This window comes from Ureibacillus terrenus (genome assembly GCF_006569205.1).
Classification (GTDB): domain Bacteria; phylum Bacillota; class Bacilli; order Bacillales_A; family Planococcaceae; genus Ureibacillus; species Ureibacillus terrenus.
The window spans coordinates 26,160-45,202 of sequence record NZ_VIGD01000011.1 but is presented as its reverse complement, the minus strand read 5'-3'; the positions used below and the strand labels follow the sequence as shown (position 1 = coordinate 45,202).

At 42.6% G+C, this 19,043-nt stretch carries 16 protein-coding genes and 1 riboswitch; of the genes, 6 read left to right on the top strand and 10 right to left on the bottom strand.

The window, feature by feature from the left end; all coding sequences use genetic code 11:
- Positions 1-30 precede the first annotated feature (30 nt).
- The gene (locus tag FKZ59_RS09435) at positions 31-795 is read right to left on the bottom strand and encodes a 3-hydroxybutyrate dehydrogenase (protein ID WP_141602513.1); all 765 of its coding nucleotides are present in this window, start codon (positions 793-795) and stop codon (positions 31-33) included.
- Positions 796-815: 20 nt separating this feature from the next.
- Complete coding sequence (locus tag FKZ59_RS09430; RefSeq protein WP_141602576.1) at positions 816-2,135, bottom strand: GntP family permease; 1,320 nt, start codon at positions 2,133-2,135, stop codon at positions 816-818.
- A 214-nt stretch (positions 2,136-2,349) separates the two neighbouring features.
- On the opposite strand from FKZ59_RS09430, the gene FKZ59_RS09425 reads away from it, so the two are divergent.
- A complete protein-coding gene (locus FKZ59_RS09425) occupies positions 2,350-3,915 on the top strand; it encodes an acyl-CoA synthetase (RefSeq protein ID WP_141602512.1) in 1,566 nt (521 codons plus the stop codon).
- A gap of 562 nt (positions 3,916-4,477) precedes the next feature.
- Here FKZ59_RS09425 and FKZ59_RS09420 read toward each other — a convergent pair.
- The 4 genes from FKZ59_RS09420 to msrA all read right to left on the bottom strand — a co-directional run bounded on the left by FKZ59_RS09420 (position 4,478) and on the right by msrA (position 10,097).
- On the bottom strand, positions 4,478-5,164 hold the full coding sequence (locus FKZ59_RS09420; protein WP_141602511.1) for a hypothetical protein: 687 nt from the start codon (positions 5,162-5,164) through the stop codon (positions 4,478-4,480).
- 152 nt (positions 5,165-5,316) lie between these two features.
- Positions 5,317-6,921 (bottom strand): ABC-F family ATP-binding cassette domain-containing protein, encoded by a 1,605-nt coding sequence (locus FKZ59_RS09415; protein ID WP_141602510.1) that lies wholly within the window; start codon positions 6,919-6,921, stop codon positions 5,317-5,319.
- Between the two features lie 213 nt (positions 6,922-7,134).
- On the bottom strand, positions 7,135-8,283 hold the full coding sequence (locus tag FKZ59_RS09410) for a baeRF3 domain-containing protein (protein WP_141602509.1): 1,149 nt from the start codon (positions 8,281-8,283) through the stop codon (positions 7,135-7,137).
- 1,295 nt (positions 8,284-9,578) lie between these two features.
- Positions 9,579-10,097, bottom strand: coding sequence for a peptide-methionine (S)-S-oxide reductase MsrA (msrA, locus tag FKZ59_RS09405; protein WP_141602508.1), 519 nt, complete (start codon positions 10,095-10,097; stop codon positions 9,579-9,581).
- Positions 10,098-10,283: 186 nt separating this feature from the next.
- Here msrA and FKZ59_RS09400 point away from each other — a divergent pair, with 186 nt between their 5' ends.
- The gene (locus tag FKZ59_RS09400; protein WP_181733247.1) at positions 10,284-11,240 is read left to right on the top strand and encodes an LCP family protein; all 957 of its coding nucleotides are present in this window, start codon (positions 10,284-10,286) and stop codon (positions 11,238-11,240) included.
- A 65-nt stretch (positions 11,241-11,305) separates the two neighbouring features.
- Positions 11,306-12,523 (top strand): AI-2E family transporter, encoded by a 1,218-nt coding sequence (locus FKZ59_RS09395; protein ID WP_141602507.1) that lies wholly within the window; start codon positions 11,306-11,308, stop codon positions 12,521-12,523.
- Positions 12,524-12,689: 166 nt separating this feature from the next.
- Here FKZ59_RS09395 and FKZ59_RS09390 read toward each other — a convergent pair whose 3' ends face one another.
- Positions 12,690-13,829, bottom strand: coding sequence for an aminotransferase class I/II-fold pyridoxal phosphate-dependent enzyme (locus FKZ59_RS09390; protein ID WP_408057483.1), 1,140 nt, complete (start codon positions 13,827-13,829; stop codon positions 12,690-12,692).
- Positions 13,830-14,015: 186 nt separating this feature from the next.
- Here FKZ59_RS09390 and FKZ59_RS09385 point away from each other — a divergent pair, with 186 nt between their 5' ends.
- On the top strand, positions 14,016-14,819 hold the full coding sequence (locus FKZ59_RS09385) for a hypothetical protein (RefSeq protein WP_141602505.1): 804 nt from the start codon (positions 14,016-14,018) through the stop codon (positions 14,817-14,819).
- 39 nt (positions 14,820-14,858) lie between these two features.
- Here the strand turns inward: FKZ59_RS09385 and FKZ59_RS09380 are convergent, their stop codons facing one another.
- From FKZ59_RS09380 to thiT, 3 genes are all read right to left on the bottom strand, one after another.
- Positions 14,859-15,653 carry an enoyl-CoA hydratase/isomerase family protein gene (locus FKZ59_RS09380; RefSeq protein ID WP_141602504.1) on the bottom strand — a complete coding sequence of 265 codons (795 nt, stop codon included), beginning with the start codon at positions 15,651-15,653 and terminating at the stop codon, positions 14,859-14,861.
- A gap of 172 nt (positions 15,654-15,825) precedes the next feature.
- On the bottom strand, positions 15,826-16,869 hold the full coding sequence (locus FKZ59_RS09375) for a PTS transporter subunit IIC (protein WP_141602503.1): 1,044 nt from the start codon (positions 16,867-16,869) through the stop codon (positions 15,826-15,828).
- Between the two features lie 336 nt (positions 16,870-17,205).
- Positions 17,206-17,787, bottom strand: coding sequence for an energy-coupled thiamine transporter ThiT (gene thiT, locus FKZ59_RS09370; RefSeq protein ID WP_141602502.1), 582 nt, complete (start codon positions 17,785-17,787; stop codon positions 17,206-17,208).
- 74 nt (positions 17,788-17,861) lie between these two features.
- A riboswitch (TPP riboswitch) is annotated at positions 17,862-17,968 on the bottom strand.
- A gap of 200 nt (positions 17,969-18,168) precedes the next feature.
- Between thiT and FKZ59_RS09365 the strand changes: the two genes are divergently transcribed.
- Entirely contained in the window at positions 18,169-18,594 is a 426-nt protein-coding gene (locus FKZ59_RS09365) for a GatB/YqeY domain-containing protein (protein ID WP_141602501.1), read from the top strand.
- 144 nt (positions 18,595-18,738) lie between these two features.
- A complete protein-coding gene (locus FKZ59_RS09360) occupies positions 18,739-18,900 on the top strand; it encodes a transcriptional regulator (RefSeq protein ID WP_141602500.1) in 162 nt (53 codons plus the stop codon).
- The last annotated feature ends 143 nt before the right edge of the window (positions 18,901-19,043 follow it).

Sequence of the window (19,043 nt, the reverse complement as noted above, 5' to 3'; positions counted from 1 at the left end):
TAAAAAACAGCGGGAAGAATCCGCTGTTTTTTATTGTGCCGTGTAGCCTCCGTCCAGAACGACCGCCTGCCCTGTAATCCCTTTTGCGGCATCGCTTGCAAGAAACAGGGCCAATGAAGCGATTTCTTCCGTTGCAATGAGCCGTTTTTGGGGCACCAGAGGATAGAGCACTTCTTCCAATACATTTTCGACAGGAATATTACGGGTTTTGGCCAAATCTTCAAATTGTCCCCGGACGAGTGCAGTATCGACGTATCCCGGGCAAATGGCATTGACGGTGATATTATGTGAAGCGGTTTCCAAAGCGGCTACTTTTGTAAGGCCGATGACACCGTGTTTTGCCGAATTGTATGCGGACTTTCCGGCAAAACCGATCAGGCCGTTAATGGAAGCGATATTGATAATCCTTCCATAACCGTTTTTCTTCATATGAGGAATCGTATGCTTCATCGTAATAAAAGGTGCGGTCAACATAATTTTGATCATTTGTTCAAATTTCTCGGTAGGGAAGTCTTCAATAAAGGCGACATGCTGGATTCCGGCATTGTTGATCAGAATATCAATGGAGCCGTATTTTTCCACAGTAAAGTCAATCGCCTGTTTGATTTGTTCCTCCTTTGTCACATCGCAGACAATGCCTGATACATGTCCTGGCAATTCTTTCAATGCCCGGTCAATCTTTTCTTGATTGATATCTGAAATGACCACATTTGTCCCCGCTTCGGCAAAATGTTTGGCAATTTCAAAGCCGATTCCCTGAGCACTTCCTGTAATAAAAAGCGTTTTCCCTTTCATGATAGGACCTCCAACATTCTTTATAATCCCAATGAGAATAAGATGATTGCCAAAATGGTTCCGAGCAAAGGTATGATGACGGTCAAGGCACCCATTGCCGGATAAGCGTCTTTATGGGTTTCTTTGGCAATGGCGGTAATGGTCGTCACCACGTATCCGCTATGCGGCAATGTATCCAGCGAACCTGAGGCGATGGCCACGACCCGGTGCAATTGTTCCGGATTGACACCCATATCAATATAATGAGGTGCGATTAATGGCAACGCGATGGATTGTCCTCCGGATGAAGAACCGGTCAATCCTGCAAGCACGGCAACCGCGATTGCGCCCCCGATCAACGGACTGCCGGGAATGCTTGTCATATAGTCAACCGTTTTCAGAAAGGCATCCGTTTGTTTCACCACACCTCCATACCCGACCACCGCTGCCGTATTGGCAATGGCGATCATAGCGCCCAATGCGCCATCCGCAATCGCCTTTTCGCGATTTTGCATATATTTGAAACTTACGAGATATGCAGTGATAATTCCGCCGAGCAGCGCGATGATTAAAGCGGATGTTCCCAATTTTTCATGGAAAATGAATGAAAATCCAAGTACCACGATTAAAGGCAACAAACTTAAAATCGGGCTTGGAAGCGGCCAGTTTTCCGCTTGTCCCAATTGGTCCGATGCTTTGGCAACGAACTTTTCCCCTTTTGCGATGGCGCGGTTCACCATCCATTTCAGCCAGAAATAGCCTCCCACCGCCATAAAGATGGCCACGATCAAGCTGACTTCCCAACCGGCATACGGCGTCGTGTTCAAATATTGGATCGGAATCCAGTTCTGGATTTCAGGGGAACCTGCTGAAGTCATGGTGAAAGTAACGGATCCCAATGCCATGGCCGCAGGAATAAACCGTCTTGGCAGATTTGCTTCTCTAAATAAGCTGAGCGCCATCGGGAAGACGGAGAAGGCGACAATGAACAAACTTACGCCTCCATAAGTAAGCACGGCACAGGCCGCCACCACTGCCAAAATCGCATGTTTGGCGCCGATTTTTTCGATAATCCATTTTGAAACACTATCCGCGGCTCCGCTGTCTTCCATGACCTTCCCGAAAATGGCGCCTGCAAGGAACATGAGCCACCAGGAACCGATGAAACCGGTAAATCCGCCCATGTAGCTTGTGATAAAATCCGATTCCCCTTCAGCGGCCAGCTGCGGGAAGACGGCGATTCCGCTCAACACGGCTGCAATCAATGCGGCAAAAGGAGCGGCTATCAACAAATTCACGCCCCGCATCGTTAAATAAATCATCAATGCCAGGCTTCCCAAAAGACCAATAAACCCTAATATCAATTATGAACCCCCCTTTGATCAAATTCCCTCAATCTATGAAATTTCTGTGAACAATACAGAAATTCGTATTTTTAAAGTATGTGAAAAGAAAAAAAATATTCTTTACATCCCAAGATTTCTAGTAAATCCGCTATAAGAGTCTAAAGAGAATGGACGGTTCATAGAATTATCCTTGATTCATATCATTTGATGCAAAAGGGGGATTCATTTTATGGATATCGGCCATTTTACCCGGCGAATCATGGTGGACAAGGATCAAACTTTGCAACATAAAGTTGCGATCCAGGAAGAATCCGGCAGACGCTGGACATTCAAAGAACTTCATGAAAAATCAAACAGCTACAGCCATCAACTATTAAAACTGGGCGTGAAAAAAGGAGACCGGGTAGGCATACTTTTATACAATTGCCTGGAATATTTCGCTTTGTATTTTGCCATCGGAAAAATAGGGGCGGTGGCGGTCAGAATCAATTTCCGGTTGACGTCCAACGAACTGGAATTTATATTGAAAGACTCCCATACAAAAATTCTTTGCCTGGACCGTGAGCTTTTGGAGAAAATTGAACCGATCCGCAATCAAATTCCCGTTGAACATTATATTGTGCTTGGGGATGGTCATCTTCCGGATTGGGCGAAAAGCTGGGATTTGCTTTCCTGTGGTCCTGGAGAAGAAGTGGGGGAAATGGACATTTCTATGGACGACCCGGTGATGTTAATGTACACTTCGGGGACGACCGGGAGGCCAAAGGGTGCGGTTTGGACGCATAATACGACTTTTTGGTTTTCGGTGATCCAAATATTGAAATGGGGATTTGACGGTTCCGAAATTGCGATGACAACAGGGCCACTTTACCACGTCGGCGCGTTGGAAGATATCGCATTGCCGGTATTGTTGAAAGGGGGGACGGTGATTATCACCCGAAGCAGGGGATTTGACATTGCGCGGGTGATGAAAGTGATTGAAAAAGAAAAGGTGACCCACTGTTTCCTCTTTCCGTTCATGATATATGACATGTTGAATCTTCCGAACCTGGATGAGTTTCAACTTGCCCATTTAAAAACGATTTATACGGGCGGCGATCCTTTAATGCCATGGGCGATTGAGGCCATTTATGAAAAATACCCGCATGTCGGCATTGTTCAAGTATATGGATTGACAGAGGGGCAGCCGATTGCCGCGTGTTTGAATCCTGAAGATGCCCTGAAGAAAAGCGCTTCTGTCGGGCAGCCGCTTCCGCTGACGGAAATCAAGGTAGTGGATGAAAACGGGGAAGAAGCGCCGTTTGGGGAAGTGGGGGAGATTTGGACAAAAAGCCCAGGTGTTTCAGAAGGTTATTGGGGCAATCCGGAAGCCACGAAAAGCACTTTTGTGAACGGCTGGTGCAAAACCGGCGATTTGGGCAAATGGGACGAAGAGGGATATTTGTATATCGTGGGCCGCAAGAAAGACATGATCCGCAGCGGAGGTGAAAATATTTATGCTGCTGAAATTGAAGATGTGCTTTATCGCCATAAGGCTGTCAAGAAGGCATCTGTGATCGGAATACCGGATCCGAAGTATTTGGAAGCCGTTTGTGCCGTTATTGTGCTGAAAGAAAACGAAAAGGCGACGGAGGAAGAAATCATCCGATATTGCAGACAATATTTAGCGGGATACAAATGTCCAAAGAAAGTCGTTTTTACGGATGAAATCCCGATGACTCCTTCAGGGAAGGTGAAGAAATTCGTACTGAGGGAAAAGTACGGAAAACCGATCAATAGCGGAAAAAATGGATGAATGGACCGGCAAGAATGTTGTTGGGCAATGTTAATTTAAGTCCGGAATGAAGGCGGGCAAGGGGAAACTCTGACAGTATGAGTTTTCCATAATGTGCGCGGACGTAAGCATTTTTTCGCAAACTTGCAAGTAGTATGTACATGAGTAATGCCTATCCGCCCAAGATGAGCTGTTAACAGCCCAAGCGGGAGATCTATCTGCCCAAAATGAGCTGTTAACAGCCCAAGAGTGGGAATTATCCGCCCAAAGAGAGCCGCTAACAGCGCAAGAGAGAAATCTATCCGCCCGAGAAGTGCTGTTAATTGCATATGTGAGTTCTATTTTTATAAGTTTGGAAGAGAATTGTATAAGGGAGGCCTCTATGCACCCTTAGGATTATATGCACAATCGCAACTTTATCAAATTAAGATGTGTTGATGCTTCAAGAGAAATCCTTCTCATCGACAGTTCATAATCCGTCGGGAAAGATTGATTTTTAACAAAAGAAAAAGAGCGAATTAAAGTTGATTCGCTCTTTTTTGATCAATCTTTCTTTGTTGGAAGCGCCAACAGGGAACTGAAATTATTCGGTCGTCAGTTTTTCCAATGTGGAAGTGACAGTATATTTTTCTCCTTGATCCGTATCCATTACGGATTCGGTTTTTACTTCGCCAAACCCTTCGACAAAATATTTCCGGTTCACATATTGATCGTCGACTTCTTCAATCACAATGACATTCTCGAATGTTTTGTAAGGCGTTTCAAGGGTTGCGCCGGTTTCGATAATTTTCCAATTTCCGAAAGTGGTGCCGACTTCTAATGGTGCCGCGAAATATGTCTCAATCGGCTGCATCGCTTTGATTTCCTCGATGTCCGGGAATTGCGCATTCATGTCCACCGGTTCTTTATAGACAATCTCAATTTTGTCATCCCCGATTTTATAAATGTTCATCATTGTGACGCCGCCATTGTCGACAATCGTACCCACGTATTGGTCGTTGAGCCGTGTCGTTTTTTCCGTATACGTTGCAAATTCATTGCCGTCGCCCAAGAAGTAGGCCACTGAATGGTCAGGTTTGAAAAATTGGCTTAAATCTACCTGCTCTTCTTGTTCTTCGTCAGTTGTTTTTTGTTCATCCTGTTTGCCATTTTTCGTTTCTTCGCTAGTCGTTTCATCGTTTGTATTATCCGGCTTATTCGTGTTGTCTTGTCCCTGGCAGCCAAACAGCAACATCAGCAACAGACAGAGGGGGATATAGAGCGCTTTCATATTGTTCATCTCCTTTTCTTTCTTTAATTTTATTATAAATTCTGAATCGATTTTTCACACTATTTTTCGGATAATGTTATTATGTAAACTAATAACCATGATAAAAGATAAAAGCATCGTCTTCTCTCAGGAGAAGACGATGCTTTTCGGTTTTACAAAAGCCCTTGCGCTTCTTTCCATTCCAGGAATTCATCGTAAGTGCATTGTTTATCGATGATGGAGCCGTCATCTTGTATTTCGATGATGCGATTGGCGATGGTTTGGATGAATTGATGGTCGTGGGATGTGAAGATCATGGCGCCTTTGAAGGCGATCAGGCCGTTGTTCAGCGCTTGAATGGATTCCAAATCCAAATGGTTTGTCGGTTCATCCAAAAGCAGCACATTTGCTCCCGACAACATCATTTTGGCCAGCATGCAGCGCACTTTCTCGCCCCCTGACAACACGGAAGGGGATTTTTTCACTTCTTCCCCGGAAAAGAGCATACGGCCCAAAAATCCGCGCAAGAACGTTTCCGATTGATCCTCAGGGGAAAACTGTCTCAGCCAATCCACCAGCGTCTGTTCATTTCCCTCAAAGTATTTCGAATGATCCATCGGAAAGTAGGATCTTGATGTTGTGACGCCCCATTTAAAAGTTCCTCCATCCGCTTTCCGTTCCTCCATTAAAATATCCATTAACGCCGTTTTTGCCAGCGGGTTTCCAAGCAGCACAATTTTATCATCGCGGTTCATGATGAAACGGATATCTTTGAACAATACTTGTCCATCCTGCATTGCCGTTAAGCCATCGACAGATAAACAATCATTTCCGATTTCCCGTTTCATTTGGAAATTGATATATGGATATTTGCGGCTTGACGGTTTAATATCTTCCAATTGAATTTTTTCAAGCATTTTCTTGCGGCTCGTTGCCTGCTTGGATTTCGAGGCATTTGCGGAGAAGCGGGCGATGAATTCTTTCAATTCTTTGATTTTCTCTTCTTTTTTCTTGTTTTGTTCCTGGGCCATCTTCAACGCAAGTTGGGAAGATTCGTACCAGAAATCATAGTTTCCGACATACAGCTGGATTTTACCGTAGTCAAGGTCCGCAATGTGCGTACATACTTTATTTAAAAAGTGGCGGTCGTGGGAGACAACAATCACTGTATTTTCAAAGTTGATCAAAAATTCCTCGAGCCATCGGATGGCTTTTAAATCCAGGTGGTTTGTCGGCTCGTCCAACAGCAGGATATCCGGTTTGCCGAACAGAGCCTGGGCCAGGAGGACCTTCACTTTGTCGGACCCTTCCAAATCCGCCATTTTTAAATGATGCTTCTCATCCGGAATCCCCAGCCCATGCAGAAGGGTAGCGGCTTCCGATTCCGCTTCCCAGCCGTTCCATTCGGCGAATTCCGCTTCCAATTCAGCCGCGCGCATGCCGTCTTCATCGGAAAAGTCTTCCTTCATATAGATGGCGTCCTTTTCTTTCATGACGTCATACAGTCGTTTATGGCCCATGATGACCGTTTCCAACACCGGGTATTCGTCGTATTCAAAATGGTTCTGTTTCAATACGGCGATGCGTTGATCTTTTCCAACAATCACCTGGCCTTCCTGTGGTTCAATTTCCCCGGATAATATTTTAAGGAACGTGGATTTACCCGCTCCGTTCGCTCCGATGAGGCCATAACAGTTCCCAGGTGTAAACTTGATATTCACTTCTTCAAATAATTTGCGGTCGCCATACCTGAGACCTACATTGCTTACTTGAATCATATATTTCCTCCTTCATTTCCGGAAGCCGGACCATTTAGCAAGCCGGCTTTTGCATTCCATTCAACCGAAACTTTTTTATTGATAGCTTTTGTTGATTCAATATGGCATCAACATCAATGTTTAAAGTATAAAGGTTAGCGGAAAACAAAACAACCGTCTGTGCAAAAAAGACAGACGGTTGTTTTCATGGATGAACATATTCGATCTTTGTTTTTAATAGCGGTAAATGGCGGCTGCTCCGGAATCGGACGGCATGCGTTCTTTCGGGAGGACGACTACTTCGCCGCGGTTTTTATATACGATTTCGGCCAAATCGTCCAACACATCATCCACACCGGATTCGTCACTGTTTGAAAGCACCAATGCACCGGTTTCCCGGTCGATTTTGCCCGGATAAATTCGGTCGGCTTCAATCAGAATGCATTCTACACGGTTTGCAATGGCGGCTCTTGAAATTTCGGCTATTTGATCGGTTGCTTTTTCTCGTGCGCGAGCCGCTTCAAACCGGTCCACAAGCTTTTTCGTTTTTTCCAAATAAATCGGTTCAATGATTTCCCATGCCAAATCCCTCAAATCATCTTCCGAAACGGCATTATAACTGATTTTAATGCCCTCTTTTTGCAAATACGGGTTTTTGCTGATGTTTCGGAAAGGAGTATGATATTCATCCAATGCAACCAAAAAGAGCGGTAATTTCATCGGGTTTGAATAATATTTGAATACCGTTTCGTCCACATAACGGAAAAATCGTTCCGTATCAACATCAATGATTTCTTGTTTGCTGCTTGCGCCGTAGAAAACGGGTGCATTGCCGGGACCGCTGAATGCCCCTGCTTTGAGGGATGGAACTGTTTCCACCGTTCCTAAAGCTTCCTGTTTTGTCTGAGGAATGCCCGGATCAATTTCCACCCGTTCAAATCCGTAACGGTTTCCTTCAAAAAGGGCAAATTCTTCCCTGTTTAGTCCCAACAAATGATATCGGTCGGCCGATTGGAAAACACGAATGAGCGGTTTGATATGAAACGTTTCAGCGACAATCGCCAATTCTTTGACCGGGCGCCGCAAATGATAGACGATACATTCGCCTTCAGTAGCAAAAATGGCCAGCCCTTCTCCCGCGTGCTTCCAAAAATTCAAGTCCATCGCAATTTTTTCAAAAGGCTCCATCAAGGATTGAACCTGATCTTTTTTATATTTTTTCGATAAAGCCTGTTCAATTTCCTTTGTCAGATTTTTAAAGAGGATAGGATCCTTTTGATTATCCGGTCCGCGCCGATGGGTCGGCTGATAAAGTGAAATGCAAGGCTTTTTGTCCGAGAGCAGCAGTTCATGGGGAAATTCATTTACAATTTTATACGGCATACGCATCCCTCCGCTCCATAATTTTCTCCGAATGTAAGGGCTTTCATTTTCTTGTGTGGAAAAATAACCCTACCTATATTTAATCTAGCATAAATTCAGGTAAATTTTCCTCATAAAATAGCACAATTTAATGGATTTTTGACTAGAATGATATTTTCTGTGAATTGAGATTTGATTAACTGTACGTTTAATTTGCCGAAGAAAAGAGAATACGAATATTGTTGCTCCAAAAGTTATAATTCTCAAAGTTCCATTGAACAAGAATGATAAAACGATTTTTCCGATGACGAAGGAGAATGAGATTTTTCGTATATAAAAAAGCATAAAGGGAAGGGGAAAGGGAGAGCAAAATGGATGGAAAAAAAGAAGGGAATGTGCTATATTAAAAAGATTTTCAAGGTGAAAATAGTGGAAAAGAGAAAAAGACCGGGCTGAACTCCCCGGCCGGCATCAAAAAAGAAAAAAAATAGAGGGAAAAGCAACATCACTTTTCCCCCTATATGTAAAATTCAGTATTATAGAAGACCGCCTAAAAGACCACCAAGTAAAGAGTTTACTAAACCAAGAACAGTTTGCAATAAAGTTCCGATCAAGTTCATGGTGACACCTCCAATATTCATTTTGTCAAATAAAAACTATGAAAATTACAAATTATAGAAGACCGCCTAAAAGACCACCAAGTAAAGAGTTTACTAAACCAAGAATAGTTTGCAATAAAGTTCCGATCAAGTTCATGGTGACACCTCCTAAAAATGGTATTATATTACCACACAACAGCGGTTCCAGAAGGAAGCCTTCCAGATTGATGTAAAAAAATATCGAGATCTGTCATAAGACTCCTTCTGCAAAACTATTTGTTGTGTATTATGTAATACATTTTGAGTATAATTTTTTCCTAATGATTCCGTCAATGATAGGAATTACCTAATAAATTTATGTATAATAATTTTTTTCTCACCATTTATATAATACTAAATACCCAATGTTATTAAAAAGTTGTATAAATATGTATGTAAAAACAAAAATATGTAATAAATTTACCAACAAGAAAAAATTCCCATTAATATTTATACACAATATTGACAAATTTTTATTAATAAAACTTTTGTTTATAAAATAATCCGGTAATTTAGTCGTATTCAAAATAATGATCAAAAAATCTTTACATTGCAAGAACAATCCTTGGCGCATATAGCCGGTTGTATTTTATTTTACTATAGTTATATTATGTAAACTAATTCCTTTTTTGGAATGAAAAAAAGGGGAGTGGGGCGAAAGGAGCATTCCTTTGCCTGTCAGCTTCCCCAATGCTTTTGAATAAATTCATCCCTGCCGGATTGCTTCCGGTCTTCCTCATAGTGTTTCGGATTTTTCTTGTAATAATCTTGATGATATTCCTCCGCTTCATAGAAGGTTGTTGCCGGACGGATTTCGGTAACAATCGGCTTTTTGAATTTTCCGCTTGCTTCGAGTTCCTTTTTCGATTTTTCGGCTAATATGCGCTGCTTTTCATTATGATAAAAGATGGCTGTTTTATAGTTTTCCCCCCGGTCATGGAATTGTCCGCCGTCGTCGGTCGGATCGATTTGCATCCAATAAATTTCCAAAAGTTTTTCATAAGGCATCACGCTTGGATCAAATTCGATTTGCACCACTTCCAGATGCCCGGTTTTCCCGGTCTTCACCTCTTCATATGTAGGGTTTTCCACGTGTCCCCCCATATAACCGGAAGTCACTTTATAGACCCCATCCCATTGGTCAAAAGGTTTGACCATGCACCAAAAACAGCCCCCTGCGAATGTTGCTTTTTCCATTTTTTACACTTCCTTCTGCTTAAAATCCATATTTTTGTTATATGATATATATACTATCAAATTTTAAAGGCTTCTATTAAGGAAAAGCTTTTCCCGATTGAGCATAGTATAATTATTGATATCGAACTGATTCCATTTTTTATCGTCATCAATAGATAGATTCTTGAAATTTAAAGGGGAATGAATATGGAAGAAAACCAAGTTCATAGCAGGATGGAGAAACGTTATCAACAACAGAAAAAAAGATTTCCGAAATTGAGATTCATCCTCTTGATCATTCTGCTGCTCTTCATTGCAACGGGCGCCTATGCGGTTCATCAATATCGGGAAGGCTTGAAATTGGCAGGCAATGGTGAAAAAAAAGAAATGGATTTTATTTCAGATGAGGAAACAGGGGATATCATCAATTATTTGATTATCGGCGTGGACAGCAGGGGAGAAGAAAAATCCCGATCCGATACGATGATGATTCTGTCATGGAACAAAAAAACGAATGAATTGAAACTTGTTTCATTCATGAGGGATATTTACGCTGAAATACCCGGTTATGATCATTGGAAATTGAATACCGCCTATTATTTGGGCGGCGTTCAACTGTTGAAAGAAACTTTGAATCAAATGTTCGATATTCCGATTCATCATTATGCAGTACTTGATTTCAAAAGCTTTGAATCCCTGATTGACATCTTGGCCCCGGACGGCGTCGAAATTGAAGTGGAAAAGGACATGTCGGCTTATATTGGCGTGACCCTGACAAAAGGGGTGCATCGTCTGAATGGCAAAGAATTGTTGGGATATGCCCGTTTCCGCCATGATGCCCAGGGAGATTTCGGACGTGTGGAGCGGCAGCAAAAAGTGATAGAAGCGTTAAAAGATGAATTAATGCAGCCGAAAAATTTAAAAAATATGCCAAAACTTATTGGAGCCGCCCAAGGGTATATTTTGACGGACATGACAACCGGCGAGGAATTGAAAACGGTACTATCCGTTGCAAAAGGAGGGGTTCCGGACATAGAAAAAATGACGATTCCCGTGGAAGGAACTTATTGGTTCAATTCTTACCAACATGCAGGTTCCGTCATTGAAATCGATTTGGAAACAAACAGGCAAAAATTGCATGAATTTTTGGGAATGGAGGAATAGAAAAGTTACATTGGATTATTTTTCATGGTAAAATAATTTTGTCGAAAAAACGAGAAGGTGATGATTTGGAAAGAGACAAAGAAATAGGGAATGAAATAGCAAAACAAAAGGATTCAACGTTTTTCAACACTAAATATATCCGGTTTCTGGGAGGAAAAAATTTATTATTCACCCTTGTTGTCCTTCTGTTGTTAAGCCTTGTCATTTATGTCGTTGATAAAATTGCGTTCATTTTTCACCCGTTCCAGGTTTTGTTTGAAGTGGTCATTTTGCCGGTTGTGCTTGCCGGGATTTTATATTATCTATTCAGACCCCTGGCGAGACTGTTGGAACGGTGGATACCAAGAATTTGGGCCATCTTTCTGATCTTCATTTTTGCAATCGGCGCGATAACTTTATTGGTCCTTCTTGTATTTCCGTTTTTGCGGGATCAATTTACGAACCTGGTTCACGAGTTTCCCGTATATTTTAAGGCGGTTGTCGAAGGGGTTGTCACATTTTTAAACAATTCCGGGGTGAACGAATTATTTTCAAAATATAACATCGATTATGATCAAGTGTTGACGGATGTCACAAACAATTTAATTACAACCGTAAGGGATACATTTGCGAATTTGGCGACAACCGTAGCCAGCGGCATTACCGGATTGGTTTCGGCCGTAACGGGATTTGTTTTATCGTTGGTAACCGTTCCCTTCATCTTGTTTTACCTTTTGTATGAAGGGGAAAAGCTGCCCAAATTTGTATTGGGCATTTTTCCTCCGCGCATGCGGAACGATGCGTCCCAGGTCATGAAAGCGATGGACCATCAAATCAGCCATTACATATTGGGACAGATTTTAGTTTCCATTTGCATAGGGGTCATGATGACCATCGGATTTTTGATTATCGGTCTGGACTACGCTTTTCTATTGGGATTTTTGGCGATGATTACAAGCGTCGTTCCATATTTGGGACCGGCCATTGCGATTACACCGGCCATCATTATTGCTTTGGTGAACTCTCCGTTCATGGTGTTGAAGCTGATCATCGTATGGACGATTGTTCAATTGATTGAAGGAAAACTGATTACCCCGAATATCATGGGGACATCATTGAAAATTCATCCAATCACGATAATTTTCGTGTTGTTGACGGCGGGCTCTCTTTTCGGCGTCGCCGGCGTTGTGCTGGGAATTCCGGGATATGCCGTCATCAAAGTGCTCGTGAGCCATATGTTCAAATTGTTTAAACGCCGCTATAACCGTTTTGAAGAAAACGAAGCCAACCGTTATAAAATATAAAAAAATCGGCTGTTGCACGGCCGATTTTTTATTTTTCTTTTAGCCGCCGGAAGGGAAGGCTGATAGGGAAGCCATGGTTTTCAACGGACGCAGCGGCTGAAAAGACGATAAAAGCTATCATCCGACTTTTCGTTGAATGGATGATAGCTTTTATCTTCATCACCGATTAAATTTTCAATTTCTCCAACCGTTTGATCGCTTCTTCCAACCGCTCTTTTTCTTGGACAAGGGCGATTCTGACATATCCTTCCCCTTCTGATCCGAATGAAGTGCCAGGCACCATCACGACACCTGTCTGTTCGATTGTTTGGAAGGCGAAGTTCACGCTGTCGATGTCAAACGGGTATTTTGCCCATACAAACATTCCGCCGCTGGATGGCGCATACTCCCATCCAATGTTGTCCAATCCTTTTGTGACCACTCGATGTCTTTCGGAAAAGATTTTCCGCAGCCTGTCCGTAATCATTTCGGAATGGTCCAGAGCAAGGGCGGCGGTGGATTGGATCGGTTCAAACACCCCATAGTCCAGATTGGATTTCAGCTGTTTCATGATTTGTATCAAGTTTCGGTTTCCGACGAAGTAGGCCACCCGGGCGCCGGCCAAGCTGAAACTTTTGGAGAGGGAATTGATTTCCATTCCCACTTCTTTTGCTCCCGGCGCGTTCAGGAAACTGATTGGTCCGTCTCCGGAAAAATAGAATTCGGAGTAGGCGGCATCATGCAGCACGATGATGTTATATTTTTCGGCAAACTCAACGACCTCCGTAAAATATTCAAAAGAAGGCATGGCAGGAACCGGATTGCCCGGCAGGTTCAAAATCATCAATTTCGCTTTTCTTGCCACTTCTTCGGAAATGGCCTCCAAATCCGGAAGATATCCTCTTTCTTTATCCAACGGTATGTAATGTACTTGCGCACCGGCCAAATGGATTCCGGCAATATAGGCGACGTAGGCAGGGTTCGTAATCAACACAATATCTCCGGGATCGCAAAAGGCGATCGGCAGATGGACCAATCCTTCCTGCGACCCCATTGTCAAAAGCACTTCCGTCTCAGGGTCGATTTCCACTTTATTGACCCGCTTGTAATAACGGGCAACGGCTTCGTTAAATTCCTTTGTTCCGGTCAATGTATACCCATAGGCGGAAGGATCTTTGCTTTTTTCGGCCATGTGGTTTCTTAAAATTTCATGGGGCGGAAGGTCAGGGCTTCCAAGGCTCAAGTCGATGATTTCAGCACCTTTTGCTTTCTGTTCGTTCGCACATTCTTTCAATTGCCCGAAAATGGCCGGTTGAAAGTACGACATTTTCTGGGATGGGACGATTTTCAATTGTAACACTCCTTAAGCATCGCAAATTCAGCTTTTAAAAACATTTTAGCATAGTCAATCTGTTTTTGCTTTTCCGGCATAAAAAGATGAAAGGTTTTTGATTTCCTCCAACTTTTTGTTTATGATACAAGAAAAGGGAATCGTTGTGATGGAGTTGAAAGAATGAAGGTATATTCTTTAAGCGGTCCAAGCGGGTCAGGGAAGAGCACAACCGCATTGCAATTTGCCCATGACCATCAAATCGAAGCCATCATCGATGATGGTTTATTGATCAAAAATGGACAAAAAATTGCGGGAACCTCCGCGAAATTTGAAAAAAATACAATCCGGGCGGTCCGGAGAGCCATTTTTCAGGATGAAGCGCACCGCAAAGAAGTCAAAGAAGCCATCAAAAAACATCATATCCAATCGGTTTTGATTATCGGCACGAGCGATAAAATGACGAAAAAAATCGCCGAACAGCTGGAATTGGGGCCGATTGAACGGTTTTATTATATAGACGACATCCGTTCAAAAAATGAGATCAAATTGTCCCAATTTATCCGGACAACCCAGGGGAAACATTTGATGCCGATTCCATATCGGCAAGTGGAACAAAACTTTTTCAAACGTCTGATCCAAAAGGGGTTTGACATCTTTTCGAAAAACCGGGTGAAATTGGGGGAAACCACCATTGTCCAGCCGGATTTTCATCGGCAGACAATCGACATTTTGCCCAATGTTTATGTTGATCTGATTAAATATGCAATTTCCAGGAATCCTCATGTTGCAAAAGTGGAATTCTTGCATTTTTCCATGAAAAAATTATATCCAAGAATCTATGTATCCTTGCACATCAAAGCGCCGGTCCGATATGATGCGGTTGCCGCCATGGAAGAACTGCAAAAACAAATTGCCTTTGAATTCCAGCGTCATTTTGAATTCGAGCCGATGGATATCCATATTTTTATTAAAGGAATGATATAAAATGTGGTTGGCAACTTGGCCAACCACATTTTTCATCTTTTATTTTTTTCGTGTGAATTGAGGCGTACGTTTTTCAACAAAAGCGCGGACGCCTTCCGGGAAATCGTTCGGATCGACAAAAGGCGTAGAACCTTTCCAAAGGGCAGGTGTGGAATCGATGCACTCTTTTACCGAATTTTTTACGGCGAGCAATGAGGCAGGGGACATGCTTGCCACCAATTTTCCCAACCGGATGGAGAATCGCGTCAAATCCTTTTCCGGCACCAAATAGTTCAACATGCCGGCTTTATAGGCTTCCTCGGCTTTAAACGTACGGCCTGTAAAGACAAAATCCTTCGTTGTGGATGGACCCACCAGGTCAACGAGGCGTTTGGCAAACTTATTGTTTAATGTAATGCCCAGTTTGCCGACCGGAATCCCCAAACGGGCCTTTTCCGAGCCGATTCGAAGGTCGCAAGCCAAAGCAAGTTCAAGACCGGCGCCCATGGCAGGACCATTGATCACCGCGATGGTTGGAAGGGGCAAGTTTTCAATGGTTGAAATCGTATTTTCCATCCGGACAAAGGCTTCTTCCGCTTCTTCTATGGACATGCGGTTAAACTCTTTTATATCTGAACCTGCCGTAAAGTTTTCGCCGGAACCCCGGAGAATCAGCACTTTGTTTTTCGGATTATCAAGAGATTGTTTGGCGATTTTTGCAAGTTGGTCCCACATATTTGCCGTCAATGCATTTTTCAATTGCGGACGATGGATGGTGATAATGGCCAATCCTGCTGTTTCCTGATAGACAATCTTGGCTTCTTCTTCTTGTAATCGAGTCGTTCGGACTTGCATTTTTTATACCTCCTTAATTAGTTTCATCTTACTTGAAACTAAGGCATCATCCTAGAGTTATTTCAATTTTCATAAAAAATTCAACAATTTTCAGAAACAATCGACAAATTTATGAAAATTTCACAAACCAAAAATGGGCTATCCTATTAAATATAGGATAGCCCAGGATTTGTTAATTTTCATAGGAAACCAGATAATCCCGGGATTCAATCCATTTGAATTTCTTTTCGAACAATTTGATGAAAAAGAGGTTTAAAATGACAGGAAGGACGATAAACATTGTGACGGCGATGGTCACACTTTCAACATTCCATCCGGCCAAATCCAGATATTTTAAAGGTCCGACAAAACCGGCAAGTCCAAAACCGGCGCTATACGGCGTCCCGGTAATTTGCAGCACGCCGGATAGGGCGCCTAAAATGGCTGCCGTCAAAATCATCGGAAGGGCGATTTTCGGTTTCATAAAGAAGTTGCGCATTTGAATTTTCGCCGAAGCGATGTGGGCAATCGCCGTTCCCAAATTGTTCGCTTTATAGGCCGCGATGCACATGCCGACTCCTGAAGCGGCGACGCCTAGGTTTGCGGCGCCCGCTGCGACTCCCGAAATCATGATGGCCGTTGCGACCCCGATTGTGGAAATAGGGGAAAGAATAAGCACCGAAAATACCATGGCTATTAACATGCCCATCAAAACCGGTTGGAGATTGGTCAAGTAAATAATGCCTTCACCGATGGCCAAACTTGCGCTCCGGACATATGGCAAAATGGCCAAACCGATCAAACCCGGAATGAAAATGGTGAGCGCGGGCATCAACAACAATGTCCACTCTTTTAGTTTGGCATCCAGGAATTTGACGAACAATGTGGCAAGGGCTGCGGTAATCCCGATATTGATGACTGTGCCGATGCCGGCCATGGTGATTGTGCCGTCTTCCGCAATGGTCGTCACACCGCTTCCGATAAATGCGGCAAGGCCAATCGAACACATCTGCACCGGATTCAATTTGAATTGGATGCCGATCAGCACCCCCATGATGACAGGAAGCAGGCTCATCACAAGCACAGAGGCGTTCAAAACGGAGGTAAGGACCGTTTCAAGAGGGCCCGCATGAGGTATAATCAATTTTAATATCTCTCCGACAAGCGCGTTTGGAATTAAACAAACGACTATCCCCAAACTCATGCCTGTTAATAGTTTGTTAAAGAAATCCTTCATAGCTGCAAACCCCTTCTTGTTTAAACTGTTTTTATAGTAAAAATGATGAATTCTTTAATGTAATCAATTATATATTAAAATAATTTTTTATCAACAATAAAAATTCTGATTATTGCTTTGAAAATAAATTTTTTGAAGTTTTTAAATCTACCGAACAGATGGGAAACAACTGTATAAAGGCATCTGAAGGTTTTCGAGCTTTTATAATCGAGAAAAACCGATTATTTTTACAGAAAAAATAATATTATTCTAGTAAAATCGAAAATAAAAAAAGAACTGTCCGGAAAGAGGGAGAATCCCTTTCCGGACAGTCCAGCACAAATATAAGGAAACTGCTTACTTAAAGTTGACGCCTTTCCGCTGAATTAGCCGCGGTGCGGCAGAAAGGAGAAGAATCAAAACAATGGAGCACAAAATCGCCGAGCCGGCCATTGTGGAGCCGTTGACAATGAAAGAATAAAGAATTGGCGACATCCCTTCAGGAGCATATTCCGCCCAAAAAATGACGCCGGCCAAAAAATGCCAAAAATAGCGGGCAACGCTTCCGATGAAGACCGCCAGAACGGCAAAACCGATGCCTTTCACTTTATTTTGTTCTTTGAAGAATGCCCGTTGGATCGGCTTGTACATGAGCCCGGCAAAGCCGATAAAGGCAAAGGCGATAAAGTATTCGATCAAGAATTGCAGGAAGGTCAAAATATAGGCATCTCCAGTTGCCAATTGCAACAGCCCCCATATGAAGCCGGATATGAAGCTCACCGTAATTCCCCAGCGGAATGCTAAAATAAAGATTGGCACCATTGCAAAGGAAATCGAAATCCATGGACCAATTTTAATGGACGGCAGCAAGTCCAAAATTAATGCGAATGCCGCGAAAAATGAGGCTTCAATAAGCGCCTGCAGCCGAATTTTGTTCATAAAAAAACTCCCCTCCAAAAATTGGAAACCTCAGGGGAGAATATGTAAAGAGACACCTGGTCCTCATACAACGAATATTCTCGATCCCACAATCCCTGCGCAAGCATTACCTTACAGGTTCAAAGGGTCAGAACAACACGGAGTTGTTCACTCTCAGCACATAGCTCCCCCTGTGGTTTCGTTTGGTTTGATTGAATTGTCGCCATAAGTATAGCTTGAAAACAGCTTTTTGTACAGAGTAACCGAAAAAAATCTTTTTCGGATGTTCCGACAAACCATCTGCAAATTCCATTTCTTGAATATTATTAGAAATAATGTTATTTCATTTATAAAGCGGCATTTCTAAATGTTTCATAATCCATTAAAGGGGGAATATTATTTATGATGAAAAAGGATGTTTTTGATCAGTTGAAACAGGCGATGAAAGAAAAGGATACAGTTGCCAAAGCGGTTTTAACTCTGCTGAAATCGGCGCTTGATCAGGCGGAGAAGGAAAAGGGTTCCGAGCTGACCTTTGAAGAAGAGATTGCGGTCGTGAACCGTGAAGTGAAACAGACACACCAGGCCCTTGAAGGAGCGAAACAGGCAGGAAGGGAAGATTTGATTGAAAAAGAAAACCGCAAACTCCAAATTTTGCAAAGTTTCTTGCCTAAACAGTTATCCGAAGAAGAAATTGCCGATGCCCTAGTGAAAGCCGGCATTACAAAAGGCATGAACATGGGAGAGGCCATGAAAATCGCAAAACCGCTCCTTGCGGGAAAAGCGGACGGTGCCACAATCGCCAAAGTGGTTAAAAGCCTCATTTAATTCATAGAATAGAGGTAAATAAAAGACTTGTTTAAAAATTTAGACAAGTCTTTTAAATTTATATTGACAGAAAATTAAAACTGTACTATATTAGAAACATCAAAATTAATCTGTTATAGTACAACAAGTGAGGAGTGGTTGGATATGACAACATATCAAGAAGGGTATGAATATTACGTAACGAAATGCGAGCAATTCGGCCTTCAGCCAATCAATTTTTCAAACTTTATCGAACAGCTTTCACAAGAACAACTGGACCGGTTTAATGAACATGCCCGCAAAGTGAAAGAAAACACAGAATCATGATGATTCGTTGAAATATTTATCGAAAGGCGAGGAGATTGCAGAAAAGTGAGGTTAGTAATTTGGGAACGTTGAACATTCGAGTCGGTTAGACAACCTTGCTTGTCGGAAAGAACAAGTAAGGTTGTCTAATTTTATGCACAAAA

What these genes read in the sequence shown, in the direction of transcription:
- FKZ59_RS09435 (WP_141602513.1), bottom strand. Translation starts at nt 795, where the DNA reads ATGAAAGGGAAAACGCTTTTTATTACAGGAAGTGCTCAGGGAATCGGC.
- FKZ59_RS09425 (WP_141602512.1), top strand. Translation starts at nt 2,350, where the DNA reads ATGGATATCGGCCATTTTACCCGGCGAATCATGGTGGACAAGGATCAA.
- FKZ59_RS09420 (WP_141602511.1), bottom strand. Translation starts at nt 5,164, where the DNA reads ATGAAAGCGCTCTATATCCCCCTCTGTCTGTTGCTGATGTTGCTGTTT.
- FKZ59_RS09415 (WP_141602510.1), bottom strand. Translation starts at nt 6,921, where the DNA reads ATGATTCAAGTAAGCAATGTAGGTCTCAGGTATGGCGACCGCAAATTA.
- FKZ59_RS09410 (WP_141602509.1), bottom strand. Translation starts at nt 8,283, where the DNA reads ATGCCGTATAAAATTGTAAATGAATTTCCCCATGAACTGCTGCTCTCG.
- msrA (WP_141602508.1), bottom strand. Translation starts at nt 10,097, where the DNA reads ATGGAAAAAGCAACATTCGCAGGGGGCTGTTTTTGGTGCATGGTCAAA.
- FKZ59_RS09400 (WP_181733247.1), top strand. Translation starts at nt 10,284, where the DNA reads ATGGAAGAAAACCAAGTTCATAGCAGGATGGAGAAACGTTATCAACAA.
- FKZ59_RS09390 (WP_408057483.1), bottom strand. Translation starts at nt 13,829, where the DNA reads ATGTCGTACTTTCAACCGGCCATTTTCGGGCAATTGAAAGAATGTGCG.
- FKZ59_RS09385 (WP_141602505.1), top strand. Translation starts at nt 14,016, where the DNA reads ATGAAGGTATATTCTTTAAGCGGTCCAAGCGGGTCAGGGAAGAGCACA.
- FKZ59_RS09380 (WP_141602504.1), bottom strand. Translation starts at nt 15,653, where the DNA reads ATGCAAGTCCGAACGACTCGATTACAAGAAGAAGAAGCCAAGATTGTC.
- FKZ59_RS09375 (WP_141602503.1), bottom strand. Translation starts at nt 16,869, where the DNA reads ATGAAGGATTTCTTTAACAAACTATTAACAGGCATGAGTTTGGGGATA.
- thiT (WP_141602502.1), bottom strand. Translation starts at nt 17,787, where the DNA reads ATGAACAAAATTCGGCTGCAGGCGCTTATTGAAGCCTCATTTTTCGCG.
- FKZ59_RS09365 (WP_141602501.1), top strand. Translation starts at nt 18,169, where the DNA reads ATGATGAAAAAGGATGTTTTTGATCAGTTGAAACAGGCGATGAAAGAA.
- FKZ59_RS09360 (WP_141602500.1), top strand. Translation starts at nt 18,739, where the DNA reads ATGACAACATATCAAGAAGGGTATGAATATTACGTAACGAAATGCGAG.